The following is a 24720-nucleotide window of genomic DNA, read 5'->3' on the forward strand; positions in this document are numbered from 1 at the left end:
AGCCCGACGAAGCAACCGACCTACCCTTAACGAAAGGGGCAGGAGTTTTCATGTCCGACGTGTCCATCGGCCTGTCGCCGGATTCGCTGCCGACCGGTTCGGCTGACGACCTGCTGCCCCAGCTGGTCGAGCACCTGCGACAGAACCGCACCGAACTGCGGGAGGAATGGGCCCGTCGCATCGGCGTAGCCGCACTGCTCACCGCGATGACGCCGGAGGAGGTCTTCTCCGAGGCCACCTCGATCTACGACAACTACGTCGAGGCGCTGCAGACCGGTAGCGTCGAGGCCCTGCAGGCGTACGCGCGGGACCTGTCCGAACGCATCATCCCCCGGGGCGTCGAGACCGACGAGGTCATCGGCATCGTGCTGCTGCTGCGAGATGTGCTGTCCCGCAGCTTGTTCGAGAAGTACCAATCGGACTTCGATCTGCTCAAGCGAGTACTGGACGCCTACGAACCGGCCGCCAACCGCATCGCCAACACCGTGGCCATCTCCTTCGTGCAGGAGCGCGAGCGCGTCATCCGACAGCAGCAGGAGGCCATCCGCGAGCTGTCCACGCCCGTTCTGCAGGTCCGCGAGCAGTTGCTGATTCTGCCGATCATCGGCGTGCTGGACAGCCAGCGCGCCCGCCAGCTCACCGAACAGCTGCTGCGCGCGATCCGCGCCAACCGCGCCAAGGTGGTCGTCATCGACATCACCGGTGTGCCGATGATCGACTCCACGGTGGCCAACCACCTGGTCCAGACGGTCGACGCCTCGGGTCTGATGGGCGCCAGCGTCATCCTCACCGGTCTGTCCTCGGAGATCGCCCTCGCGCTGGTCACCATCGGGCTCGACCTGACCAAGATGAACGCCGTCGGCGACCTGCAAGGCGGGATCCAGGAGGCGGAGCGGCTGCTCGGTTACGAGATCTCGCGCCTCACCGACCGCGACCGACGGTAACCCGAGGCGGGGACAATGCCGGTACCCATTCTGAAACAGGGCACCTACTTGATCGCGTCCGTGCAATCGGCCCTGACGGACGCCGACACCGAACGCCTGCAGGACGATCTGATGACCTACGTCAGCAGATACCGCGCCCAGGGCATCATCGTCGACGTCACCGCGATCGATGTGATGGATTCCTTCGCGGCGCGCTCGCTGCGTACGATCGCCCATATGACCAAGCTGCGGGGTGCGGAGACGGTCATCGTCGGATTGCAGCCCGAAGTCGCGTTCGCGATGGTCCAGCTGGGTCTCACCTTCGAGGACATGCACACCGCCCTGGACCTCGAAGAGGGTTTGTCCTGGCTGAACAGCAAATTGCTGCACACCCACAATCAACGAGATGGTCGTGACCGTGGTCGCTGACAGTGTGGTGATCGCGGTCAAGGTGTCCAGCGACATCGTTACCGCACGTCAGGCCGGGCGAGAACTGGCAGCGCAGCTGGGCTTCTCCCTGACCGACATCACCATGATCTCCACCGCAATCTCGGAGATCGCCCGAAACATCACCAGCTACGCCGGAACCGGTGAAGTCCGTGTGGCCGTGGAGGAACGAGAAGGACGGCCGGCCCTGGTGGTCCAGGCACAGGACCAGGGGCCGGGCATTCTGGACATTCCGCGCGCCCTCGAGGACGGTTATTCGACCGGTCGCGGCCTGGGGCTGGGGCTTCCGGGCGCCCGCCGACTGATGGACCAGCTGATCATCGACTCCGGCCCCGGCCAGGGAACGCTGGTGGAGATGTGGAAGTGGGTGCCTCCCCGTGCATGAGGACGGGTTGATCGGCACCATCGAATGGGCCACGGCCGGACGGGCGCTCCCCGGTCAACGCGTATCCGGGGACCGAGCGGTGGTCCTGGACGCGGGCGGGGGCTCGGTGCTGTTCGCGGTGCTCGACGGGCTCGGGCACGGCGCCGCCGCCGCGGACGCCGCCGATCGCGCCGCCCAGGTGCTCTCGGACAACCGGGCCGAGCCGCTGGACGTGCTGGCCCTGCTGTGTCATCGCGCCCTGGCCGAAACTCGCGGCGCGGCACTGACTCTCGCGCTGTTCGACTCCGGTGACCGGGTGCACTGGCTCGGCGTCGGCAATGTGGAGTCCCGGATCATCGCGAAGGCTCCCGGCAAACTCGCGGTCCGCGCGACCGCGCTGCTGACCGCCGGGATCGTCGGCTATCGGCTCCCGCCCAATCTGCAGACGCAGACGGTTCCGGTGCGGGCCGGGGATCTGCTGTTGATGGCCACCGACGGCATCGTCACCGATTTCGTCGACACCGTGGACCTGTCCCGGCCGACCGCCGAGATCACCACGGACATCCTCGAGGGTCATTCCAAGGAAACCGACGACGCGCTGGTACTGGCCGCGCGTCATCGCGGACATACGGGTCCGGCGCAATGAACCGGCGCACACCGCGCGCACACGTCGTGCCGGCCCCGATGCCCGGACGCGGCAGCGAGGTCGCGGCATGACCACGGTGCTGGCCGCATTCCGTGAGGCGTATACGAACGCCCTACGGCTGCACCTGGATTCGCCGACCCAGTACACCCTGGCCGAGGGGTACGAGCTCGGTCGCCGCGCGCTCGTCGAGGGCGTCAGCATCCTGGATTTGACCGAACACCACTTCCGGTTGCTGGGCCGATGGAATCTGCTCGCCCCGCCACCCGCGGCGGCGGCCGCCGAGCAGGAGAGCGGCGAACATCCCGGCGGCCCGGACGCCGGGGACACCGCGCTGGAATTCCTGCTGCAGACCCTTGCCGCACTCGATGTGGCCACCCGTGGATTCCTGGACAGCACCCGCTCCTACGAGTTGCAGCGGCTGCGCGCCGAGGATCTCGAGGGACGCGACACCTTCCGCACCGCGCTGGTCGAATCGCTGCAGGACGGATTCTTCGTCGCCGATTCGCACGGCACCCTCACCGAGGTCAACTCCGCGTTCGGCGCGCTGACCGGATACGGGCCGGAGACCGTGCCGTATCCGCTGCCGCACCCGTGGTCGATCCCCGAGGAGTCGCACTATCCGGATCTGGGCACCGAGGCCGCGCGCTTCGTGATGCCGGTGCGTCATCGGGACGGGCGCCGGCTGTGGCTGGCGGTCAGCACGTCCTCGCTGATCCGGCCGGAGGACGACGAGCGGATCTTCGTCGGCACGATCCGCGACGTCACCGCCGAACACGACGCCCAGGCCCGCGATCAGGCCGTCTCCCGGCTGGCGACCGCGGTCGCGGCGTGCACCAGCGTCGTGGAGGTGCTCACCGTCGGACTGGACGAGCTGCGCATGGCGATCGGCGCGGAGACCGCCGTGGTGTCGATGTGGCCGAACCGCCAGACCGGGCCGGAGATGTACGTCTCCGGTGAGGACGCGGTGCAGTCGCGTCAGGTGCTCGACGCGAGGGCCCGGGCCCTGCTGGACCGCGCCTGGCTGCGACCGGGCCGGACGATGTTCGCCATCCCCGAGGGCGCGGCCAGTTCCGAGGGCATCGTGGCGCCGTTGGGCGAAACCGGGGATGCGGCGCTGTGGCTGCGTTTCGCCGCGCCCCGCGCGATCAGTCCGGGCGATTGGGCGCTGTTCTCGCTGCTGGTCGGTCAGCTCAGCCTGGCCGTACAGCGCGCGCGCAACTTCGACGCCGCCCGTTCCACCTCGCTCACGTTGCAGCGGGCGATGCTCGGCCCGATCGAACTGCCGCCCCGCTTCTCGGTGCACTACGAACCCGCGCTACCGCCGCTCGAGATCGGCGGCGACTGGTACGACGTGGTGCAACTCGCCGACGGCACGATCGGCCTGGTGGTCGGCGACTGCGTCGGCCGTGGCCTGTCCGCGGCGGTGGTGATGGGCCAGTTGCGCACCGCGGCGCGCGCACTGCTGCTGCGCGGAGCCGGGCCGGCGCAACTGCTGGCCGAACTGGACACGGTCGCCGCGCGGATCCCGGGCGCGATGTGCACGACGGTCTGCGCGGCGATCCTGGATCCCGAGCGCGGGACGTTCCGCTACTCCAACGCCGGGCACATGCCGCCGGTGCTGGCCGCGCCCGGGACCAAGGGCCGACTGCTCGAGGGCGGCCGGGCGGTGCCGCTGGCCACCTTCGAGATGCCGCAGCGTCCCGAGGCGACCACGACGCTCGAACCGGGCTCGACCCTGGTGTTGTTCACCGACGGACTCGTCGAGCAACGCGGTATCGATATCGACATCCGATTCGACGAACTGGCCGACGAGCTGTCCGATGCGGCGGATATGCCGCCGCGCGAGGTCGCCGACGCGGTGCTGTCCCGCCTGCGTCCGGCGGGCGGCTACGACGACGACGTCGCCATGGTCGTCTACCGGCAGCCGCCGCGGGCGCTGCATCTGGACGTGCCCGCCGAGGCGAGCGGCCTGTCCGGGATACGCCGCCGCCTGACCGCCTGGCTGGGCGCGGCCGCGGTGCCCGCCGATCTGGCGACCGATCTGGTCGCCGCCGCCAACGAGGCGTGCAGCAACTGCATCGAGCACGCGTACCTCGGCGGCGCCCCCGGCCGGGTGGTGGTGTCCGCGGATTGCGCTCTGGACCGGGTCACCATCGAGGTTTCCGACGACGGCAACTGGCGACCGCTCCCCGAGGATCCGGGCTACCGCGGGCGCGGCATCGCCATGATGCACGCGCTGACCGACGAGCTGACGATCGACCACGTCGGGGTGGGCACCCATGTGCGGATGATCGCCAAACTTCCGGCGGTGTCGTTCTCAGCGGCCAGCCGGGTTTAGCCGCAGCGCTCCCGTCCGCGCGAACGGCACATTCACGCCACCGCGCGGCCGATCCGTCGAAAAATTCGGAATACGCGGCGTACCTGGGGTTTTCGCGTTCGTGAGTACTACGAAACACCGACAATCCGCCGGACGATGCGGCATCCGGCGCGGGTTCGTGGCAGATTGTCTAGGTGACCAACACTTCCGGAGACGCGCATCCCCTCGCCGACGCGATGACCACATCGGTCTCGGTGCACGACGAAGCGACCGTGCTCACGGTGGCGGGTGAGGTCGATCTGGCGACCGCCCCGGCGCTGGAGAATGCGATCGAGGCAACACTGGGCGGTAAGCCCTCGGTCGTCATCATCGATCTGACCCAGGTGAGCTTCCTGGCATCGGCCGGTATGGCTGCTCTCGTCGGCGCGCACAAGCGCGCCGGGGAGACCACCCGCATCATGGTCGTCGCCGACGGTCCGGCCACCGGCCGCCAGCTCAAGGTGACCGGCCTGGACAAGGTCTTCTCGATGCACACGACCCTGGACGGCGCGCTGACGGCGCTACGCCAGAACTAGCGCCTCGATACCCGTCGTCCCAGCGGGCTGTGCCGGGACGACGGGATTTCGGCCGTCTCAGACCAGCGCGCGCAGCTGTTCGACGAGCTTGACCCGGTCCGCGGGCGTGGCGGCCATCGGCACCACGTTCAGCACCGTCACCCCGGCCTCGGCGAAGGCGGCGACCCGCTCCTTGACGAACCCGGCGGATCCGATCAGCGAGACGTCGCGCACCAGCTCGTCGGGGACCGCCTTGGCGGCCGCCTCCTTCTCACCGGCCAGGTACAGCTCCTGGATGCGATTCGCGGCGGCGCCGTAGCCGTATTTCGTGGCCAGGGCGTGGTAGAAGTTCTTCTCCTTGGCTCCCATACCGCCGATGTACAGCGCCAGGTGCGGTTTGACGAACTCGAGCAGCCCCTCGACGTTCTCGCCGATCGCCAGCGCGGGTCCGGCGAACACCTCGAGCTCGCCCAGGGCCGGATCGCGCTTCGCCTTACCGGCGGCCAGGCTCTCACCCCATACTTCGCGCGCCTTCTCCGGCAGGAAGAAGATCGGCTGCCAGCCCTCGGCGATCTCCGCGGCCAGTTGCACGTTCTTCGGTCCCAGCGCCGCCAGCAGCACCGGAATGCGTTCGCGCACCGGGTGATTGATCAGCTTGAGCGGTTTGCCCAGGCCGGTTCCGCGCTCGGCGGGCAGCGGGATGGTGTAGTGCTTGCCCTCGAAGGTCAGGCGCTCGCGCCGCCACACCCGGCGGCAGATCTCCACGACCTCGCGGGTCCGGCCGATCGGGGCGTCGTACGGCACGCCGTGGAAGCCCTCGATCACCTGTGGTCCCGAGGCGCCGAGACCGAGGATGTAGCGGCCGTCCGACACGTAGTCCAGCCCGGCAGCGGTCATCGCCGTCAGCGTCGGGGTGCGGGTGTACAGCTGCAGGATGCCCGAGGCCAGCTGCACGCGCTCGGTCTTGGCCGCCAGATAGCCCAGTGCGCTCACCGCGTCGAAGGAGTACGCCTCCGGCACGAAAACGATGTCCAGGCCCGCACGCTCGAGATCCGCGACCTCGGCCGCGACCTCCTTGAATCCGCCTGCATAGTTGATGCCCAATCCGATACGCATGACGCTCAACCTACTGCGCACAGCTATCGGGCCGCGTGACCCCCCACACTCGAAGGTCCGGGCCGGCTGCCGGTGACCGCGCCGACCTCGGGTGCCGAACCACAGGCCGCACCGCGGACCCGGTACGGTAATCGGCATCTCGGCCGATCGGCGCCCGCCGGTCCGTCGAGCAGTCGCGCACCGAAAAGAAAGGTCCCGCAACATGTCTCAGGACACCGCATCGTCCACCGGCACCACCACCTTCGGTGCCTCGGCCATCGGGCGGTACCTGGACGATCTGGCCGCCAAGATCCCCGCCCCCGGCGGCGGCGCGGTCGCGGCCCTGCACGCGGCGCAGGCGGCCGCGCTGGTGGCCATGGTGGCGCGCTACACCACCCGCGCCAAAGACGCCGCCAACCGGCCCGTCGTCGACCGGATCATCGCTGCGGCCGATTCGGCGCGCGAGCGCTCGCTGGCGCTGGCGGAAGCCGACGCCGAGGCGTTCACGGCCGTCGGTGCGGCCTACAAACTGCCCAAGGAGACCGACGCCGAGCGCACCGCCCGGACCGAGGCCGTCAACGCCGCGTTGCTCACCGCCGCCCGGGTGCCCGCCGCCGTGGTCGCCGAGGCCGACGAAATCATCTCTCTCGCAGCCGATCTGCTGCCGATCGGCAATCCGAACGTGGTCACCGACATCGGCGCCGCGGCCGACGCGGCCCGCGCCGCGGCCACAAGTTCCCGGCTCAACATCGCCATCAACGTGGCTTCCCTGGGCGAGGGCGAGGGTGCGGAGTTCGCCCCGGTGCTCGCCCGCATCGAGGAACTCACCGCCCGGGCCGACGCGGTCTACGCCGATGTGATGGCCGCCATACACCGCTGACCCGGAAATCATCGCCGACCAGCACACAATCGGCAATCAGCGCCGTTGCGACATGCTGCGGTTTGATTACGATGCGTGCGCTTTCGGGATGCCGGCGTGATCATGAAGTTCTAAGATGAACGTCTCATAACCACACCAGCGAAGGGGTGGGGTCATGCGGAACATGATTCGTCATTTGTTCTTCGCGATCGTCATCGCAGCCCTCACGGCCATTACCTCCGGCATCGCCGCCGCGGCATCGGTCACACCACAGCAGATTCCTGTCGTGACATCCATTTCACCCGCCAACGGAGCGGTGGTGGGCATCGCCCATCCGGTCACGGTCGATTTCGCACAGCCGGTCGCGGATCGCGCGGTCGCCGAACGATCCGTCACGGTCACCGCCGGTCAGCGTCTTCCGGGCACGTTCGCCTGGAACGGCGATCGGGAACTGGTCTGGACACCGGACCGATTACTCCCGGTCAACGCCCGATTCACAGTGCAGGCGGGTCATGCGCGATCCCAGTTCGGCAGCAACGGCGGCACGCGCGCGGACGCCAATATGTCCGCGCACACCTTCACCGTATTCGTCCCCGGGCAGGCGCCTCGGGTAATGCCCGCGTCGATGGGTAAACCGTCCCGCCCGACACCGGTCGGTACTTATCCGGTAATGGAGAAGGACCGGACCATCATCTTCGATTCACGCACGATCGGCATTCCGCTCAGCTCGCCCGAGGGGTACTACCTGAAAGGCGAATGGGCCGAACGTCTCACCTCGAGCGGGGTTTTCGTGCATTCCGCGCCGTGGTCGGTCAACCAGCAGGGTAATTCGAACGTGAGTCACGGATGTATCAATCTCGCGCCCGCGGACGCCCAGTGGTATTACAACCAGGTCAGCGTCGGCGACCCGGTGACCACACACTGGTGAACTGTGGCGAACCGGCGGCGAGCCGCGCGTTTCGGGCGCGGCTCGCCGCCGCGGCGTCTCTCAGGCCCGGCTGGCCTCCGCCGCCCGGACCACGTGACGCATCAGCAGGGCGGTGGTGACCGGGCCGACACCGCCCGGAACCGGGCTCAGCGCACCCGCTCTGCCCTGAACGGACGCCGCGTCCACATCGCCGACGATCTTGCCGTCCGGCCCCTCATTGGTGCCGACGTCGATGACCACGGCGCCCTCGCGCACGTGATCACCGGTGATCAGGCCCGCACGGCCCGCGGCCGCGACAACGATATCGGCGGCGGCGGTGACCGCGGGCAGATCGGTGGTCCGGGAGTGGCAGACCGTGACGGTCGCATTCTCGGCCAGCAGCAGTTGCGCGAGCGGCTTGCCGACCACGTTCGAACGGCCCACGACCGCGACGTGCCGTCCGGCGAGCCGAATATCGTGATGTTTGGCCAATTCGACCACGGCCTCTGAGGTGGCGGGCGGGAAACCCGGCAGTCCGGTCGCCAGCAGGCCCAGCGAGTGCGGGCTGACCCCGTCGACATCCTTGGCCGCGGCGATCGCCGAGCTGACATCCTGCAAGGCAACCCCGTCCGGCAGCGGCGTCTGCAACATGACCGCGTCGACCGCGATGTCGGCGCACAGCCCACGCAACTTCGAGCGAATCTGATCGGCCGTCGCGGTGGCCCCCAGATCGACTGTGTCGCAATCGATTCCGAGGCGTCCGGCGGCGCGCTGGAGCGATTTCACGTACCAGCCGCTGGCTGGATCGTCATTGGCCACCACCAGCACCAACCGCGGTGCGGCTCCCCGCTGAGTGAGCGCGGCGGCGCGCTCGGCGGTATCGGAATTGAGGGCGGCGGCGAGTTCCTTGCCGGTCAGCGAAATGGTGTCCACTCCTGACACCTTAATCGGCCCGCCGGCGGTGTCGACGCCCGGCGCGCAGTACGGCTACCCCTCCGCTACCCTCCAAGACTGGGAAATTCACAACAACCAAATCCTAGCTCGACCCGATATCGGACCGTATCGTAGTGACGGCTGCCACCAAGCCAACTACCAGCAACATAGCCTGATCCGTTCGGTCGGAAAGGTATCGATAGCAGTGAAAATCGCACAGCGTCTCACGTATCTCCTCACGGCCACCTCGGCCCTGCTCCTGGCCGCCGGATCCCTCTCCGGAATCGCGGCCGCCGACAACACACCGGCCCCGCTGTACCGCTCGGCACAGGCCGAGTTCATGACCGGTCACGACGCGGCCGGACTGCGGAAACTCGGGCGCATGGTCGCCGCCGCGCCCGACAACCCGCAAGCGCTTGCCCTGCAAGCGATCTGGGCGGATTATGCGGGCGATCTGCTCACCCGGGAGGCGGCCTTCAACCGGCTCGACGCGGTCGATCCCGGGATGGCCGCAGGTGCGCGCGGCGTGCTCGGGGCGATCGGTGCGGGCGTCGGCACCCTGCCCAATCCGCTGCCCTCGATGATCGGTCCGCAGACCGCTCTGGTGGTGCTCGGCTACGGCCTGCTGCCGAACGGCGCGATGCGACCCGAACTGGTGAACCGCCTGCAAGCGGCCTGGTTGCAGGCGGTCGCCGCACCCGATTCGACGATCGTGGTCACCGGCGGCGCACCGCAGAACGGGGTGCCCGAGGCCGCCGCCATGGCAGGCTGGCTGATCGGGCACGGCATTCCGGCCGCCCGCATCCTGGTCGAGGATCGGTCGGGCTCCACCGTGCAGAATGCTCTGTTCAGCACCCGGATCCTGCGGGATCGCGGCATCGGCAGCGCGGTGGTGATCACTTCGCCGAATCACATCCGCCGCGCGGTCACCGATTTCATCGTCTCCGGGACCCGGGTGGTGGGTGCGATGACCTCGCCCAACGAGATCATCTCCCAGCTGATGCCACCGTCCAAGGCCGCTCAGCGCGGCATCTACCTCGACGCCATCCACACCTTCCTGCCGAATTCCGGTTAACCCAGCGCTCGGCCACAATGGACCGATGAACGTCTCCGACATCGGTTCGCTGGTCACCACGCTGCGCGCGGCGGGGTGCGTGTTCGCCGAGGAGGAGGCCGCACTGCTGGCCGCGGCGGCGGCCGCCGAGTCGGAGCTGGACGAGCTTGTCGCACAACGGGTTTCCGGAGTGCCGCTGGAATATCTGCTGGGCTGGACGGAATTTCGCGGACTGCGGGTCGCGGTCTCACCCGGGGTGTTCGTACCGCGTCAGCGCACCGGATTCCTGGTCGAACTCGCCGTCGCCGATCCACGCGACCCGTGCGTGGTCCTGGACATGTGCTGCGGTTGCGGTGCGCTCGGTCTCGCGGTGGCGACCGAGCTGTCCGCGGCCGGAATCCGTGTCGAACTCAGCGCGAGCGATCTGGAGCCCGCCGCGGTGGCCTGCGCCCGCCGCAATCTCGCGCCGCTGAACGCACCGGTGTACCAGGGCGACCTGTTCGCTCCGCTACCCCGGGATCTGGCCGGACGCGTACATGTGCTGCTCGCCAACACCCCGTACGTGCCGACCGCCGCCATCGCCGATATGCCGCCCGAGGCGCGCGATCACGAACCGCGCACCGCGCTGGACGGCGGCCCCGACGGACTCGGCGTCTTCCGCCGCGTCGCCGCCGCCGCACCGCACTGGCTCGCCCCCGGCGGTCGTCTCCTGGTCGAGACGAGCCGCGAACAGTCCGGCGCGGCCACCGAAATCCTTGCGCGGCAGGGACTTACACCGGCGATCGCCGAATCCGAGGAACTTTACGCGACGGTCGTGATCGGCACGCGTCCCGGTGGGCGACTTCGGCGTGCGTGATTCGCAGTGCGACAACGGCTTCGAGCCGGAGCGGCCGGGTCAGGGTTGACGGCGGATGATCGTGGGGTCCGAGGGCCCCGTGTCCTCGGGAGGGGGCGGTGCTCCTGCTTGTTGTTGGGGGCGCGGAGTTTGTGGCGCCTCGCCGGCCGGATGCTCGGGTGACGGGGCTTGCGGATAGGTTGTGCCAGGCTGAGGTGAGTATCCGGCGGGCGGTGGGGCGCCCGCCGGGGCGCCGGGGTAGCCACCGGCTGTCGCGGCCGGCGGGTAGGGGCCGCCCACAGGAGGTGCGGAGTAGGTTGCGCCGGGGTATTGCTGGGGCGCGGTTTGGGGAAACCGGACGCCGAATTGCGCCGGGTGGATTCCGGCGGCGGATCCACCCGGGCCCAATGCGCCGAGATTCCGGGTGATCGCGTCGATACTGGTTTGCACGCCCTGCAAACCCGCTTCGAGGGCGACCGGGTCGGGTTTGGTGGTGGCCGAGACATATTGGGCCACACCGGCTTCGACGGCCTCGACCGCGGCGGTGGCGTCCGGCAGCGCCTGATCGCGATGGGACTGCGGCAGGGTGGCGATGGCGATCAGGTGGGTGTCCACCGCCATCGCCGACTGCTCCAGTCCCGCACGCAGATTCACGCTGGCGGCCGTGTCGTAGGCATTGACGCCGTGCAGGGCGCGGATCGCGTCCCGCAACCGGCGGTGCAGGCGTGCCTCGGGGTCGTGCGAACCCGCCCAGGACGCCGGAGCGTTCGAGGGGATGCCCGGCACGACCTGGTTGTCGTACGCGACCGACTGCTTCTGATGTCGGGCGATCACCATCACGATCGCGACCACACCGCCCACCAGCACCAGCAGCGCCAGCAGGATCAGCAGAAGTACCACCGCTCACCTCCGATGGGTCGAATGGTGCACGGTGGTGGTGTGGCCGTGCCCGGTGGAATGGTGCCCGAACTTCATGTACAGCACGACGATCGCGATCATCAGGAGTATCGCCAGCGTGACGGCGATGGCGATCTTGATCTTGCTCCACGGCCGCTCGCCGGATACCTCACCGGTCAATCCGTTGATGTAGACATTGAACGGCCGATCCATGTAGATCACCGTCAGCAACCAGATCGGCAGCAGCAGATGCTTGTACGCCAGCGAATTCCAGGTCGAATTCAACGAGTGGATGCGCTGCTGGTCACCGCCGATATCGCGGCGGACCGTGTGCTCGATCTCGCTCTCCATCTCCGAACGCGCCTCGGACAGCGACTCCTCGGCGTCGCGGTCGTAGGTGCGGGCGAGGTGGCCGGCCACGTATTCCGGCGAGTAGCTGGTCGCGTCCTGGATCGGCCACGGTTCGAGGGTCTTGATCCGGGCACGGTCGGCGTGCTCGTTGGCCAGGACCGGAACATCCACGAACTGGTTGGCGACCTCGCCCTGCACCGGATACCACTGGACCCGGGTCACCGTCTGCAGATCGCCATCGCTGTCCCGGTAGGTCTCGGTGTACTCGATGCCCCGCTCGCCCTGATACCAGGTGTACGTGTCTGCGTCGTAGGTGAAGTACGCGTGATAGACGCTCGCGAACGACCCGAGCCGCTTGTACTTCTTGAATTCGCTGGGTGCGAACCACCGTCCGGAAACCCACTTCTCGACCAGCGCGCGAGCGTTCCTCTCATCGATGCGGAAGGGCACCACACCGTCGACCGGCAGGCGCGCGGGCGCATTGTGCACATCGTCACGCTGAATCGGGGTGGCGCAGTACGGGCATCTGGTCGCGGTCAGAGTGCCGACGAACGACGTTGTACCGCCGCAGTTCTGGCATTTGATCTCGTGATTGCCGGTGATCTCCGGCCCCGCGGTAGTGGCCTGCAGCGCACGCAACTCCCCCATCGCCTCGCGCAGGTCGCGCGCCACGACGGGCGCCCGCGGCGCCTCGATCTCGGAGTAGTTGCCGCAGTTGGGACACCGCAACTTCTGACTGGCGATATCGAATTGCAGCTGACCGCCGCAGGCCGAGCACGGGTAGGTACGGGTGTGTTCGGTGCGATGCAGCATCGCCCGATCCGGTTGCGGTGCAAGTTGTTGGGCGGCCATACCGGACTGCTGCCCCTCGGCGCCGCCACCCGGTGGAACGAACTCGACGGCCACGGCAGCCGCAACCGGCGGCCCTATCGGCCGCTGCGGCGGCCCCATCGGCGAAGGCCCGCCGGCGGGGAATTGCGGCGCCCCAGAAACCGAGCCACCCGGCAACGGCGGAGGCCCGCTCGGCGACTGCGCCCCACCTGGATTCGGGCCGGGTAACAGCGGCAGACCACCCGGCGACTGCGAACCACCCGAAGTCGGACCGACGGACTGCGGACGCAGATCATCACCTGACTGCCGCACACCGGAGTTCGGACCGCCCGGAAACGGCGGCGGGCTCCCCGGCGAGCGCGAACCACCGGGATGCTGACCGCCGGGCTGTGGATACAGGCCACCGTGCGACTGCGGCGAACCAGGGTTCGAACCGCCCGGAAACGGCGGCGGGCCACCCGGGGACCACGGCACATCGGGGTTCGAACCGCCCGGCAACGGCGGCGGGCCACCCGGGGAGCGGGAACCACCGGGGTTCGGACCGCCGGGTAACGGCGGCGGCACGGCGGGCGGTTGCGGCGCACCGGGGTTCGGATCACCGGGGAGCGATGGTGGCCCCTCGGGCGAGTGCCGGCCACCGTAGGTCCGGCCGCCGGGCTGTGGATGGAGGCCGCCGATCGGTTGCGGTGCAACGGGTTTCGATCCGGCGGGGAGGGGCGGTGGGCCGGCGGGTACCGGCGGGGCGCCCGATACGGAGAAATTCGCCGGAGGCTGCGCACCCCATGGTGTCGCACCGCCGCTGCCGGGTTGCGGCACAGCAACATTCGGATGCCCTTGCGGCGGAGGCACCGGCCCACCCGAACCGGGCAACGGCGACGGCTCGCTTCCGAGGGATCGCGGGCTACCCGGCCGCGGACCGCCGGAGGGCGGGAGGCCCGGCGGCGCAGGGGGGTTCGCTCCCGGCCGGATCGGTTGTCCGCCACCGTAATTGCGAGTCGGCGCGGATGCCGGATAGGTCTCGCCGGGAGCCCCCGACTGGCCCTGCTGCGGCGAGCCCCCGCCGCCCGGTGGCGGCGGCGGGGTCTGCGGTGCGCGATCTGGCTGCTGTGGGTTGTTCATGGCTCCCCCGGGGCCGTACTGACGGGCAAGGACCGGTCCGGGCTACTGCGCGGGCGGCGGAGGCGGCGGGGTGCCCGGCAGCGGCGGCGGGCTGTTGAACAGCCCCTGCAACGCAGGCACCGTCTCGGCCGCGGCCCAATTCGCCATTCCGTTGGACCAGACATTCGTCTTCGGCGTGAGCTGACCGCTGGCGACGAACTGGCGCAGCTGATCGGCCGGATACGGGCCTGCTGCTTGACCGTTGAGGTCGATGTGGAACTGTTGCTGAGTGGGCAGTGGCGGCGGCACGGGCTGGCCGCCGCCGGGGTGCGGCGGGTAGCCGGGCTGTGGGTAACCGCCACCCGGCTGCGGGTAGCCGCCCTGCTGCTGCGGGTAACCCTGCGGCGCGTAACCGCCCTGGTTCCCGGCGATCTGGCCACCGAGCGCGACGCCGAGTCCGGCCTGGATCGCCGCACCCATCGGGCCGCCGCCCTCGTTCTGCGCCGCGGCCAGCATCGCATCGGCGGTCTGGGCCTGCTGGTAGCGGTTCAGGTCGCCGACGTTGTTGAGGAATCCGCTGGCCTCCACACCACGCGCGACACCGCGCGTCATGGCCTGCTGGATCTCCTCAGGCAGCGAGATCGACATGGTGACCTGATCCACGCCGAGACCGAAGGACTGCACGCGCTGGGCGACGAATTCGCGGAGTTTGTCGGACAATTCGACCTGACGGCCCTGCAGGTCGATGGCGCCCAGGCCGCTGGCCATCACCATGTCCGAGAACGCCAGCGCGATATTGCGCCGGATCATCTCGGTGATCTGCTCCATGTCCACGACGCTCTCGGTGCCGATCACCTGGCGCAGGAACGCCGCGGGATCGATCACCCGGACGATGGTGGTGCCGTTGGCCCGCACCTGCACCATCTTGAAGTCCGGATCGCGCACCGTCACCGGTTGCGGTGTGCCCCAACGCAGATCGGTCACCGGCCGGGTGTTGATGTAGTACACCTCGGAGCGGAACGGGCTGCTGAACCCGTATTTCCAGCCCTGCAGCGTGGACATGATCGGCATGTTCTCGCTGGTCAGCTGGTAGTGACCGGGCTGGTACTGATCGGCGAGCTGACCGCGGTACACGAACAGCGCGTGCTGTCCCTCGCGGACGATCAGCTGCGCGCCGTTCTTGATCTCGTTGTCGTAGCGCGGGAAACGCCACGCCAACGTGGTATTCGTATCATCGAGCCACTCGATGATGTCGATGAATTCGTTGCGGATCTTGTCCATCAGGCCCATGCGTCGCCTCCGTCCTCCCTCGGGCAGCTCGGCACCCGTCCGGCCAGAGTATGTCACAGGTAGGACGGCCCGGGCCTCCCGATATCCCGGAGGCGAAGGAACACATACCGACTCGCCGGTATCGGCGCGTCGGGCGGTCTGTGCGCGAGAGCGCCGACCGGTTCCGATCCGCGATTCACCCCTTGCGGCCGGTGAATTCCGCCATCGAGTGGTAGACGCCGACGAAGTTCAGATACAGGTCGCGGACCTTCAGCGGCAGCAGGCCGGAGATCGCCCGGTTGAAGCGCGAGGTCCACGGCATGACGACCAGCGCGGTCCCCTTCTTCATCTGCGTCCACGCGGTCCGCACCGCCTCCTCCTGCTCGATGATCGGGGTGAACAGGAACCCTTTCGCGCCCGCGAACATGCCGGTGTTGATGTAGGTCGGGCAGAAGGTGGTGACCTTGACGTGGTCGTTCCCGGATTGTTCGAGCTCCAGCCGCACCGAATCCGACCAGCCCAGCGCCGCCCACTTGGAACCGGCGTACACACTCATCCGGGGATTGGCCACCAGCGCCGCGGAGGACGCGATGTTCAGTACTCGCGCCGGTGTCCGGCGAGTCACCATGGCCGGCAGGAATTCCAGCGTGATGTACATGGGCCCAAGGGAATTGATCGCCACGGTCTGTGCGATATCGGCACGATTCGCGGTTTCCCAGAAGTACCCGTTACCGCGCACGATGCCCGCGTTGTTGATCAGCACATCGATATCGCCCACCTCGTCGCGCACGACCGCGCCGGCCTCGGCGATGGCGTCGCGGTCGGACACGTCGACGACGCGGTGGTGCACCGTACCCGGCCCCACAGCCGCGAGTTCGACCGCGGTCTCCTTCAAGGCGGCGTCGTCGACATCCCAGAGCACCACGTCCGCGGCCCTCTCCCGCATCGCTTGCTCGGCGAAGGATTTGCCCAGCCCCATGGCCGCGCCGGTGATCAGGACCTTCTTGCCCGCTACCGAATCCATATCCACTCCTGTAGTCGTACCGCTGCCGCCGGATGCGAGATCACTACTGGCGCAACGCCTTCATGACGCCGAAGTACAGCGTCATGGTCTTGGCCCACATCGCCTCGGACATGCCCGGCAGGGGCGCGATCGGCAGTGCCCGCTGCACCGCGATGGTCTGGGTGTCGATGTATTTGCGCAGGCCCTCGGGCCCGTGCCGGCGGCCGCCGCCGGAGATGCCCAGCCCGCCCGAGGGCGCCGCGACGCTTCCCCACGCGGCGATGAATCCTTCGTTGACGTTGACCGAGCCCGCCTCGACCAGAGCCGCGATCCGCCGCGCCCGGCCCGTATCACGGCTCCACACACTGGCATTGAGCCCGTAGGCGGAATCGTTGGCCTGCTCGACGGCCTCCTCGTCGCTGCCGACCCGGTAGACCGAGACCACCGGCCCGAAGGTCTCCTCCCGGTACACGGTCATCCCCTCGCGGACATCGGCCAGGATCGTCGGCTCGTAGAAGTAGGGACCCAGATCCGGACGCGCCCGCCCGCCCGCGAGCACCGTCGCGCCCTTGGCCACGGCGTCCTCGACATGCGCTGTGACGGTGTTGATCTGACGCTGGAAGGTGAGCGAACCGATCTCGTAGGAATAATCCCGCGCCGAGCCCAGCGCCAAATTCTCGGTGTGCCCGGCGAATTCGGTCACGAAGCGCTCGTACAGGCTGTCGTGCACATAGATTCGCTCGATCGACTCGCACAGCTGCCCGGCCGAGGCGAAGCAGGCCCGCACGGCGATCTTCGCCGCCGCGGACACGTCGGCGTCCGCCAGCACCAGCATCGGATTCTTGCCGCCCAATTCGAGCGAGCAGCCGATCAGCCGCTCCCCCGCCTGCCGGGCGATGGTGCGGCCGGTACTGCTGGATCCGGTGTAGTCGACATAGTCGGCGCGCGCGATGATTTCGCCGCCGATCACCGAGCCGCGACCCAGCACCGCCTGCCACAGCCCCTTGGGGAGACCCGCGCGCTCGGCGGCGTGGATCGCCCACAGCGCGGTCAGCGCGGTCTGGTTGTCCGGGCGCGCGACCACCGCGTTACCGGCCGCCAGGGCAGGCAGGGCATCGGAAACCGCAAGCGCCAGAGGGTAATTCCAGGGCGAGATGACCGCGACCACACCCTTGGGCCGATGCCGCACCTCGACCCGGGTCAGCACCGGCAGCACACCGCGCGGGCTGCGCGGGGCCAGCAGCCGCCGCGCCTGCGCCGCGTAGTAGCGGGCGTTGACCGCGACGTCGCCCACCTCGTCGAATGCGTGCACCCGCGATTTGCCGGTCTCGGTCTGCACGATGTCGAGGATGACGTCCTGTTCGGCGAGCACCAGATCGTGGAACCGCCGCAGCACCGCGGCCCGCTCCCGCACCGGCACCGCCGCCCACTCCCGCTGCGCCCGGCGCGCGGTGACGAAGGCGCTCTCGATGTCGGCGATATCGGACTGCGGCAGGTCGGCGATTTTCGCGCCGGTCGCGGGTGCGAACACCTCGACCGGAGCGGCCGCACCGGCCGTGGCCAGCGCCAGCAGGCGCTGCACCAGCTCGGAGGGGAGTGCATCCGCGGGAGCGGTCTGCGGGGCGGTCGGCATCGTCGGCCCTCTCGGTCAGCGGGTGATGCAATTTATTGAACACTAATGTTACATGAACAGTGGTGTTAGATTAATAGGGCTGAGCCGTATGCTGTCAAGCGACCGTCGATGATCGAGGAGGTTTCACCAGATGCCCGGCGACGTGGTGGTCCCCGCTCACAACGGCGCCCGGCGCGGTCGGCCGCCACAAACCCCGGAACAGGCCGACGAGGTGCGCGCCCGGATCGAACTGGCCACCGCCGCGGTCTTCACCGAACACGGCTCGCGCGGGCTCAACGTCGCGCGGATCATCGAGCAGGCCGGCATCTCCCGCCCGACGTTCTACCGCTACTTCGGCAATGCCGAACAGCCGCTGCACTCGCTGCTGAGGCTGTCCAACGAGGGCCTGGTCGGCGGGATCCGGACCGCCCTGGCGCGTTCGTTCGAACCGGTACAACTCGGCATCGCGATCATCGACGCCTATCTGGAATGGGCGCGCGGACACGGCCCGATGTTGCGCCCGGTCTTCGCCGAACTGCACGATCCGGCCTCACCGGTATCGGCCTACCGCGAGGAGGCGTTCGACGATATCCGCGCGCTGGTCCGCGCCAAATTCACCGAACTCGGCCGGCCGCTGCCCAGCCCGCTCGACCTCGACACCGCACTGCACACCTGCGAGTACGTGGTCTACCGCGTCTCCGCGGCCGCGACGCCCGGTCGCGAACCGGATCCGGAACAGGTCACCGCGGCCCGGCTGACGATGATCCGCAGCGTACTCGTCGCCCTGGGCAATCGCGCCGATGTCGAACGGGCGCTGACGATTCCGGGGATTTTCGACGAGCGCGGCTGAGCGATCGCGGCCGCGCCGGGCGGCCATCGTCCCATGCGGCGTGTGCCGCCGGACCGACGTGGACAACGCGTCGACGCTCCCAAGGTGGCCGACACTGGCTGCCGCACAGAGACAGGCGAAGCGCCCGCCGGAACGAGGCTGGGCCGTCTTATGCGGTCACCCGCGTGGACTCAGCCGCGTAACCCGCTGGCGCGCAATACGCGTCGGCCGATTCCGGCGCGGATGGCGTCCTCGGTGCCGATGATGCGGACGTGCCGGCGGGCGCGGGTGATCGCGGTATAGAGCAGTTCGCGGGTCAGGAGGGTGGATTCCGGGCCGGGAAGCACGATCGACACCGTACCGTACTGACTGCCCTGGCTGCGGTGGATGGTCATCGCGTATACCGTTGTGACGCCGGGGAATTGGGTCGGATGCACCAGGTAGGGTTCGCTGCCGCGCTGCAGGGCCGCGCGCAGCCCACCGTCGGGGCCGCGCACGATCACCCCGGTGTCGCCGTTGTAGATGCGGGCCTCGTGATCGTTCGCGGTGACCAGCAGCGGCTGGCCCGGATACCAGTGTCCGGCACCCGGTTCCGCGCCGATCCCGGATGCGGCGACCCACGCCGCCGCCATCCGGTCCCACCGCTCGACGCCGTATCGGCCCTGCCGGTGCGCACACAGCAGGCGATGCGATTCCATGGCGGCCAGAGCCGCCGCGGCGTCGCCCTTCTCGGCCGCCGCGGTGCATTCGCGGGCGGCCAGGACCACATCGTCGCGGACGGCGGCGATCTCCTCGGGTTCGCACAGCGACAACTCCGTGCCCCCGTCCGCCAGTAGTCGCAGGGCGGTGTCGTCGTCCCCCGCGCGCACCGCGACGGCGAGTTCGGCGATCCGGCCGCCGAACCGGCGACCTCTGGTCAGCCTGATGATGCCGCCGCGCAAACGTTCTCGCTCGCGGGCGCTCAACGCCTCGGCACGGTCCACGGTTGCCTGCCCACCGAGATCATCGCCCAGCACCTGTTCCAACACCGGATTCGGCGGGCCGGCAACGGGTCCGGCGACCAGGTCGGCGAGTACCGCGCCCGCGTCCACCGAGGCCAGCTGGTCCGGATCGCCCACCAGGACCAGCCGGGCGTCCCGGCGCACCGCGGGCAGCAGCCGGCTGGTCATGGTCAGCGACACCATCGAGGTCTCGTCGACCACGATCACGTCGTACGGCAGGCGGTTGAACTCGTTGTGCCGGAAGCGCGTCGCGCCGCCGCGCTGCCAGCCGAGCAGGCGGTGCAGGGTCGCGGCGGTGAGTTCGGGCAGGTCCAGGTCGGCGGCCTGCTCGCGCACCGACTCCTGCAGGCGCGCAGCGGCTTTCCCGGTCGGGGCGGCCAGGGCGATGCGCAGTTCGGGGGCATCGGGCATGGATCGCTGATGGGCCACCAGCAGGGCCAGAATCCGGGCGATCGTGTGTGTCTTGCCGGTGCCGGGACCGCCCGCCACGACGGTGGTCCACTGGGTCGCGGCCAGCGCGGCGGCCACCCGCTGCCGGTCCGGCGGATCCCCGGGTGCGCCGCTGTCCGGAAACAGCCGGTCCAGCTGGCGCCGGATCGTCTCCGGATCGATCATCGGATGGGTCGCGGCGCGCTCGGTGAGCACCTCGCGAATGGTTTGTTCCTGCCGGTAGTACCGGTCCAGATACAGCAGCGGGCCCGCACCTGCGGACTCGACCAGGCGTAACGGGCGCAGTGGCCCGGCCGCGCTGCCTTGCACCAGTGGACTCTCACGCAGGGCCGCGAGCACCCGCGCCTGGTCGGGCCAGGGCAGCGTCGCCGGATCGACCGGTTCGGCGGCGGTGTCCGCGTCGGTGTCGAAACCCTCACCGTCCACGCCGATTTCGTGCATCCTGGTCAGTTCGAGACATACCGAGCCGGACCGCACCGCGCGCACCGCCAGCGCCGTGGCCAGCAGAACCGACTCGTCCTGCTCGCGGCCGAGTCGCCCGAGCCGAAGCGCCACATGCACATCCGCGGCCGCCAGCACACCGGCGGTGTTGAAGGTGCGCAACAAACCCGTCGCCCGCTGCGCGAGCTGGATCGCGGTCATCGCCACCGCCCCGCCAGCCGGTCGGACAGCGCACCGGCCAGCGCGGGTGGCGGATCCCAGTCGAAAACGCCGCAGCCGGGCGGTGTCGCGGGACCGATCATGCCGCGTACGAACAGATACCGGATACCGCCGAGGTGCCGGGCGGGGTCGTAGTCCGGCAGACGCCACCGCAGGTAGCGATGCAGCGCAGCCGAATACAGGATCGCCTGCAGCGGATAGTGCGACCGCATCATCTCCGCGGCCATCCGCTCGCGGGTGTAGTGCGCGACGGTCAGATCACCGGTGCCCAGCCGGTTGGTCTTGTAGTCCACCACGACGAAACGCGGTCCGGCCGTGCGCAGTACGACGTCGATACTGCCGGTCAGGAAGCCCCGCAACGGGGTGTCCGGCAGGGTGTCGAGCTGGTCGGCGTATCCGGCGAACGGGTCGTCGGCGGGCAGATGTTCGCGCAGCAGATCGGCGATTCGGCGCACCGTCACCCGCCGCGCGCACGGGGTGTCACCACCGGCCAGCGGTAGTTCGAAATCCAACTCGCTGAGCCGGTCCCGGCTGGAGATTTCGGCCAGGCTACCGGTCGCCATGGGCGTGTGCAGGACCGCGAGCAAGGCGGTGGCCAGCGCGTCGGGATCGATATCGGCGAGCAGTTCGGCGATGGCGTCCGCGCACCGCGTGCGGACTTCGGCGGCCAGGTCGGGGGCATCGGTGTCGACGTATTCGAGCACACCGTGCACCAGGGTGCCGAAATCGGCGCCGTAGGGCAGATCGTTCATGAGCGACGGTGCGGCGGAAGCGAATTCAGCGTCACCCGGGAGTTCGGCGGAGGGCTCCGCGGGCTCGTCCGAAACACCCGTATCGGCCTCGGATTCGGCGATGTGCATCTCGTGCGCCCCCGCGGTCAGCGCGGAGTAGGAGGTGCGCCGCCAGTCCTGATCGATGACCCGGTCGAAGCGCGCCGCAGCCAGCTCGGCGGTATCCGATTCCGCGCGCTCCCAGCGCGGCCGCACCGCGGCGGCGTGCTCGACCGGCCGGACCGCGACGACGCCGTCCGGCGCTCGCTGTGCCCAATGCGAAAGACGTTCTCCCACAACGTTGTCCGCGGGAATCTCGCCGCGACCCGGAACCTCCGCACTGCCCGGCATCCGCCCCAGCATCATCCGGTGCAGCGGCGCTGCGGCGGTGCCGTAGGTGGGCGCCCACCAGGCCACCACCTGACATTGGGCGCGAGTCAGCGCCACGTACAGCAGGCGCAGCTCCTCCCCGGCCTCCTCGGCCTCGCTGCGGCGCTTGCGGTCGTTGTAGCCCACCGCCTCCGGACCGCCCACATCCAGGACCCGCTTGCCCCGCTCGTCGTGGAACATCAGCGTCGCCGGATAGGGATTGCGCGCGTTGTCCCAGGCGAAGGGCAGATATACCAGCGGAAACTCCAGGCCCTTACTGGCGTGTACGGTCGCGACCTGCACCGCCGCGGCATCGCGATCGAGCCGCCGGCTGCGATCGGCGACCGCGCCGGAGGCGGGATCGCGCACGCGATCGCCCAGCCAGCGGGTCAACGCGCTGAGCCCGAGCGATTCGCGCAGTGCCACCTGGTCGATCAGTTGCGCGATATGACGCAGATCGGTCAACTCCCGCTCACCGCCGGCGATCGCGAGCAACCGTGGGGCCAGCCGGGTTTCGGCGGCGAGCCGCTCGGCGACGGCGGCGAATCCGGCCCGGCCGAACAGTCGCGCGGACTCACGCAGTTGCTGGCCGACGCGGCCGACGAGATCCGCTCCGCCCGAATCGATCTCGGCCGCGGAGTAGCCCAGCAGCGGTGTCGCCGCGGCCAAGCGCACCCGGTCGGCACGGTGCGGCTGTTCCAGAGCACGCAGCAGCCACAGCCAGTCGGTGGCACTGCGGGTGGCGAATACGCTCGCCCCACCGGCGAGTACAGAGGCCACCCCCACTTCGTCCAGGGCGGCCTGTACCACGTCGATCTGCGAGCGCGTTCGCACCAGGACCGCGATATCGCCGGGCCCCAGGGGACGTTCGCCGATTCGCAGGCCCGAGTCCAGCTGCTGCACGATATCGGCGGCCAGGTCCTCGGCGACCCGCGCCCGCTGGCGCCCTACCGCCGGAAATCCGGACTTGTTCAGCGGTCCCGCGCCGGTGCGCCGAAACCACCTCAGCCGCAACGGCGTCCGATCGCCCTCTCCGGACAGGCTGGTGTGCGGGCGCACCGCCGCCACCGGATGCACCCCGATCTCCTTGTGCCCCAGCGCCGCACCGCCCATCAGATGGTTCAGCGCGGCCAGCAGACCGGCATCGCTACGTCGGTTGACGGTCAGTTCACGGCGTCGATCGGCCACCGCGACCGCGTCCAGATAACTGAGCACCTCCGCACCGCGGAACGCGTAGATGGCCTGCTTCGGATCACCGACCAGCACGAGGGTGGCGTGCTCGTGGAAACACCGGCGCAGAATCTCCCACTGCAGCGGGTCGGTGTCCTGGAACTCGTCCACCAACGCGACCCGGAACCGCTCGCGAATGCGCTCGCGCGCCCGTTCACCGTGCACCGGATCGGCAAGTAGGCCGGACAGCAGCACGAGCAGGTCGTCGAAATCGCGGATACCCGAAAGCCGTTTGCGCCGTTCGGTTTCCGCACGTACCGCGGCACCGAACGCGACCCGCTCCGATGCCGTCGCATCGCCCCAGTCGTCTTCGGGCACCAGCCGGGCCTGCCGATCCCGGACCGCCGCGGCCGCCAGCGCATGCGCGTCCTTCATCGAGAACGGCGGCTCGGCCCGCGCGTAGCGCGCCAGGAACAGATCCTCGGTGACGGTGGCGACCAGATCGTCGACGTTCTCGACCAGCCGGACCCCCGGATCGTGCTCACCGGCCAGCCCCAACTCGTCCAGCATCCGCTGACAGAAACTGTGCGTGGTCGCGATGGTTCCCGCGTCGAACTCGGACAAGGCGGCCAGCAGCCGCGAACGACGCAGCCGGACCTCCGCCGAATCCGCCTGTGCCAGATGGCGGATCAGCTCGTCGTCACCGCGCGCCGCGGACTCCGGATCGGCAAGCGCCGCGGCGGCCGCGACGAATCGGTCGCGCGTCCGCTCGCGCAACTCCTGCGTCGCGGCCCGGCTGAACGTCACCAGAAGCAGTTCCGAAATGTCCACCCCGCGCTCGGCCACATACCGCACCGCGAGCCCGACGATCGCATACGTCTTACCGGTTCCCGCGCTGGCTTCGAGCACTGTTGTGCCGCTCGGCAACTCCCCGCACAACTCGAACCCGCGCCCCGGCTCCCCCGCCCCCCTCGCGTCGGCTCCGCCGTATCCGTTCCCGGGCGCGTTCCGCCGGTTCCCGCCCAGGCCCGGCCGTGACGTGCCACCGCCGACCTGTCCCGAATCCGCACTCCCATCGGGATCCGAGAGTTCATCCGGCACGACGACAAGCAGGCCTGAGCCCTGCGACGGCTCGTCGTCATCGCTCGAACCACGCCAGTGCCCGTTCGCAGCCGCCGATGGCGGCATGGCATCGATCGCCTGCTCCCGCACGGCATCCGTCACCGCACTTGCCGCGGCCGAGGTTGTGGCGACCCGGTTCCGGACAACGGCCGGATCCGTTCCCGCTGCACGTTCGCGGTCGACATCCGTTCCCACGGCGGAGATCTCGCCTCGGCCAGAACTTTCGGGCGTCGAGGGCTCATCGTGCACGCTGCCCTCGGCGTACTCCGACGATTCGATTACATCGTCGGGTGCCGGTTCGACTGCGCCCGTACGTTGCCCGCGTTCACCCCTCCCGACCTCAGCAGCGACACC

At 69.2% G+C, this 24720-nt stretch carries 20 protein-coding genes; 11 read left to right on the forward strand and 9 right to left on the reverse strand.

Annotation, left to right across the window (positions count from 1 at the left end; translation table 11 throughout):
- Positions 1–50 precede the first annotated feature (50 nt).
- The 6 genes from AC5WS7_RS09645 to AC5WS7_RS09670 all read left to right on the forward strand — a co-directional run bounded on the left by AC5WS7_RS09645 (position 51) and on the right by AC5WS7_RS09670 (position 5272).
- Positions 51–944 (forward strand): STAS domain-containing protein, encoded by an 894-nt coding sequence (locus AC5WS7_RS09645; protein WP_067894856.1) that lies wholly within the window; start codon positions 51–53, stop codon positions 942–944.
- A 15-nt stretch (positions 945–959) separates the two neighbouring features.
- Positions 960–1352 (forward strand): STAS domain-containing protein, encoded by a 393-nt coding sequence (locus AC5WS7_RS09650; protein ID WP_067894853.1) that lies wholly within the window; start codon positions 960–962, stop codon positions 1350–1352.
- Positions 1330–1755 carry an ATP-binding protein gene (locus AC5WS7_RS09655; RefSeq protein WP_495954070.1) on the forward strand — a complete coding sequence of 142 codons (426 nt, stop codon included), beginning with the start codon at positions 1330–1332 and terminating at the stop codon, positions 1753–1755. Before AC5WS7_RS09650 ends, AC5WS7_RS09655 begins: the two co-directional genes overlap by 23 nt.
- A complete protein-coding gene (locus AC5WS7_RS09660; RefSeq protein WP_495954071.1) occupies positions 1748–2380 on the forward strand; it encodes a SpoIIE family protein phosphatase in 633 nt (210 codons plus the stop codon). Before AC5WS7_RS09655 ends, AC5WS7_RS09660 begins: the two co-directional genes overlap by 8 nt.
- A 67-nt stretch (positions 2381–2447) precedes the next feature.
- Positions 2448–4718: a SpoIIE family protein phosphatase gene (locus AC5WS7_RS09665; protein WP_495954072.1), complete on the forward strand. Its 2271-nt coding sequence runs from the start codon at positions 2448–2450 to the stop codon at positions 4716–4718.
- Positions 4719–4891: 173 nt separating this feature from the next.
- Positions 4892–5272 carry an STAS domain-containing protein gene (locus tag AC5WS7_RS09670; RefSeq protein WP_495954073.1) on the forward strand — a complete coding sequence of 127 codons (381 nt, stop codon included), beginning with the start codon at positions 4892–4894 and terminating at the stop codon, positions 5270–5272.
- Positions 5273–5329: 57 nt separating this feature from the next.
- Here the strand turns inward: AC5WS7_RS09670 and AC5WS7_RS09675 are convergent, their stop codons facing one another.
- Entirely contained in the window at positions 5330–6367 is a 1038-nt protein-coding gene (locus tag AC5WS7_RS09675) for an LLM class F420-dependent oxidoreductase (protein WP_495954074.1), read from the reverse strand.
- Between the two features lie 202 nt (positions 6368–6569).
- Here AC5WS7_RS09675 and AC5WS7_RS09680 point away from each other — a divergent pair, with 202 nt between their 5' ends.
- Positions 6570–7226 (forward strand): cyclodeaminase/cyclohydrolase family protein, encoded by a 657-nt coding sequence (locus AC5WS7_RS09680; protein WP_495954075.1) that lies wholly within the window; start codon positions 6570–6572, stop codon positions 7224–7226.
- Positions 7227–7380: 154 nt separating this feature from the next.
- A complete protein-coding gene (locus AC5WS7_RS09685; protein WP_495954076.1) occupies positions 7381–8133 on the forward strand; it encodes a L,D-transpeptidase in 753 nt (250 codons plus the stop codon).
- Between the two features lie 60 nt (positions 8134–8193).
- Here the strand turns inward: AC5WS7_RS09685 and AC5WS7_RS09690 are convergent, their stop codons facing one another.
- Positions 8194–9045: a bifunctional 5,10-methylenetetrahydrofolate dehydrogenase/5,10-methenyltetrahydrofolate cyclohydrolase gene (locus AC5WS7_RS09690; RefSeq protein ID WP_495954077.1), complete on the reverse strand. Its 852-nt coding sequence runs from the start codon at positions 9043–9045 to the stop codon at positions 8194–8196.
- Positions 9046–9250: 205 nt separating this feature from the next.
- Here AC5WS7_RS09690 and AC5WS7_RS09695 point away from each other — a divergent pair, with 205 nt between their 5' ends.
- The gene (locus AC5WS7_RS09695) at positions 9251–10120 is read left to right on the forward strand and encodes a YdcF family protein (protein ID WP_495954078.1); all 870 of its coding nucleotides are present in this window, start codon (positions 9251–9253) and stop codon (positions 10118–10120) included.
- A gap of 25 nt (positions 10121–10145) precedes the next feature.
- The gene (locus tag AC5WS7_RS09700) at positions 10146–10955 is read left to right on the forward strand and encodes a putative protein N(5)-glutamine methyltransferase (protein WP_495954079.1); all 810 of its coding nucleotides are present in this window, start codon (positions 10146–10148) and stop codon (positions 10953–10955) included.
- Positions 10956–10994: 39 nt separating this feature from the next.
- Here the strand turns inward: AC5WS7_RS09700 and AC5WS7_RS09705 are convergent, their stop codons facing one another.
- From AC5WS7_RS09705 to AC5WS7_RS09725, 5 genes are all read right to left on the reverse strand, one after another.
- Positions 10995–11834, reverse strand: a complete 840-nt coding sequence (locus AC5WS7_RS09705; protein ID WP_495954080.1) for a hypothetical protein — start codon at positions 11832–11834, stop codon at positions 10995–10997.
- A gap of 3 nt (positions 11835–11837) precedes the next feature.
- Positions 11838–13088, reverse strand: a complete 1251-nt coding sequence (locus tag AC5WS7_RS09710) for a TFIIB-type zinc ribbon-containing protein (protein WP_495954081.1) — start codon at positions 13086–13088, stop codon at positions 11838–11840.
- 1086 nt (positions 13089–14174) lie between these two features.
- Positions 14175–15401, reverse strand: coding sequence for an SPFH domain-containing protein (locus AC5WS7_RS09715; RefSeq protein ID WP_495954082.1), 1227 nt, complete (start codon positions 15399–15401; stop codon positions 14175–14177).
- Positions 15402–15576: 175 nt separating this feature from the next.
- Positions 15577–16404, reverse strand: coding sequence for an SDR family NAD(P)-dependent oxidoreductase (locus AC5WS7_RS09720; RefSeq protein ID WP_495954083.1), 828 nt, complete (start codon positions 16402–16404; stop codon positions 15577–15579).
- 43 nt (positions 16405–16447) lie between these two features.
- Positions 16448–18016 carry a succinic semialdehyde dehydrogenase gene (locus AC5WS7_RS09725; protein WP_495954084.1) on the reverse strand — a complete coding sequence of 523 codons (1569 nt, stop codon included), beginning with the start codon at positions 18014–18016 and terminating at the stop codon, positions 16448–16450.
- Between the two features lie 130 nt (positions 18017–18146).
- Here AC5WS7_RS09725 and AC5WS7_RS09730 point away from each other — a divergent pair, with 130 nt between their 5' ends.
- On the forward strand, positions 18147–18845 hold the full coding sequence (locus AC5WS7_RS09730) for a TetR/AcrR family transcriptional regulator (RefSeq protein ID WP_495954085.1): 699 nt from the start codon (positions 18147–18149) through the stop codon (positions 18843–18845).
- 170 nt (positions 18846–19015) lie between these two features.
- Here AC5WS7_RS09730 and recD read toward each other — a convergent pair whose 3' ends face one another.
- Together recD and AC5WS7_RS09740 are read right to left on the reverse strand one after the other, a co-directional pair.
- On the reverse strand, positions 19016–20917 hold the full coding sequence (gene recD / locus AC5WS7_RS09735; RefSeq protein ID WP_495954086.1) for an exodeoxyribonuclease V subunit alpha: 1902 nt from the start codon (positions 20915–20917) through the stop codon (positions 19016–19018).
- Positions 20914–24468 (reverse strand): UvrD-helicase domain-containing protein, encoded by a 3555-nt coding sequence (locus AC5WS7_RS09740; RefSeq protein WP_495954087.1) that lies wholly within the window; start codon positions 24466–24468, stop codon positions 20914–20916. Before AC5WS7_RS09740 ends, recD begins: the two co-directional genes overlap by 4 nt.
- Between the last annotated feature and the right edge of the window lie 252 nt (positions 24469–24720).

It is taken from the genome of Nocardia sp. PLKS1-43, from assembly GCF_059510335.1.

What these genes read in the sequence shown, in the direction of transcription:
- AC5WS7_RS09645 (WP_067894856.1), top strand. Translation starts at nt 51, where the DNA reads ATGTCCGACGTGTCCATCGGCCTGTCGCCGGATTCGCTGCCGACCGGT.
- AC5WS7_RS09650 (WP_067894853.1), top strand. Translation starts at nt 960, where the DNA reads ATGCCGGTACCCATTCTGAAACAGGGCACCTACTTGATCGCGTCCGTG.
- AC5WS7_RS09655 (WP_495954070.1), top strand. Translation starts at nt 1,330, where the DNA reads ATGGTCGTGACCGTGGTCGCTGACAGTGTGGTGATCGCGGTCAAGGTG.
- AC5WS7_RS09665 (WP_495954072.1), top strand. Translation starts at nt 2,448, where the DNA reads ATGACCACGGTGCTGGCCGCATTCCGTGAGGCGTATACGAACGCCCTA.
- AC5WS7_RS09675 (WP_495954074.1), bottom strand. Translation starts at nt 6,367, where the DNA reads ATGCGTATCGGATTGGGCATCAACTATGCAGGCGGATTCAAGGAGGTC.
- AC5WS7_RS09680 (WP_495954075.1), top strand. Translation starts at nt 6,570, where the DNA reads ATGTCTCAGGACACCGCATCGTCCACCGGCACCACCACCTTCGGTGCC.
- AC5WS7_RS09685 (WP_495954076.1), top strand. Translation starts at nt 7,381, where the DNA reads ATGCGGAACATGATTCGTCATTTGTTCTTCGCGATCGTCATCGCAGCC.
- AC5WS7_RS09700 (WP_495954079.1), top strand. Translation starts at nt 10,146, where the DNA reads ATGAACGTCTCCGACATCGGTTCGCTGGTCACCACGCTGCGCGCGGCG.
- AC5WS7_RS09715 (WP_495954082.1), bottom strand. Translation starts at nt 15,401, where the DNA reads ATGGGCCTGATGGACAAGATCCGCAACGAATTCATCGACATCATCGAG.
- AC5WS7_RS09720 (WP_495954083.1), bottom strand. Translation starts at nt 16,404, where the DNA reads ATGGATTCGGTAGCGGGCAAGAAGGTCCTGATCACCGGCGCGGCCATG.
- AC5WS7_RS09725 (WP_495954084.1), bottom strand. Translation starts at nt 18,016, where the DNA reads ATGCCGACCGCCCCGCAGACCGCTCCCGCGGATGCACTCCCCTCCGAG.
- AC5WS7_RS09730 (WP_495954085.1), top strand. Translation starts at nt 18,147, where the DNA reads ATGCCCGGCGACGTGGTGGTCCCCGCTCACAACGGCGCCCGGCGCGGT.
- recD (WP_495954086.1), bottom strand. Translation starts at nt 20,917, where the DNA reads ATGACCGCGATCCAGCTCGCGCAGCGGGCGACGGGTTTGTTGCGCACC.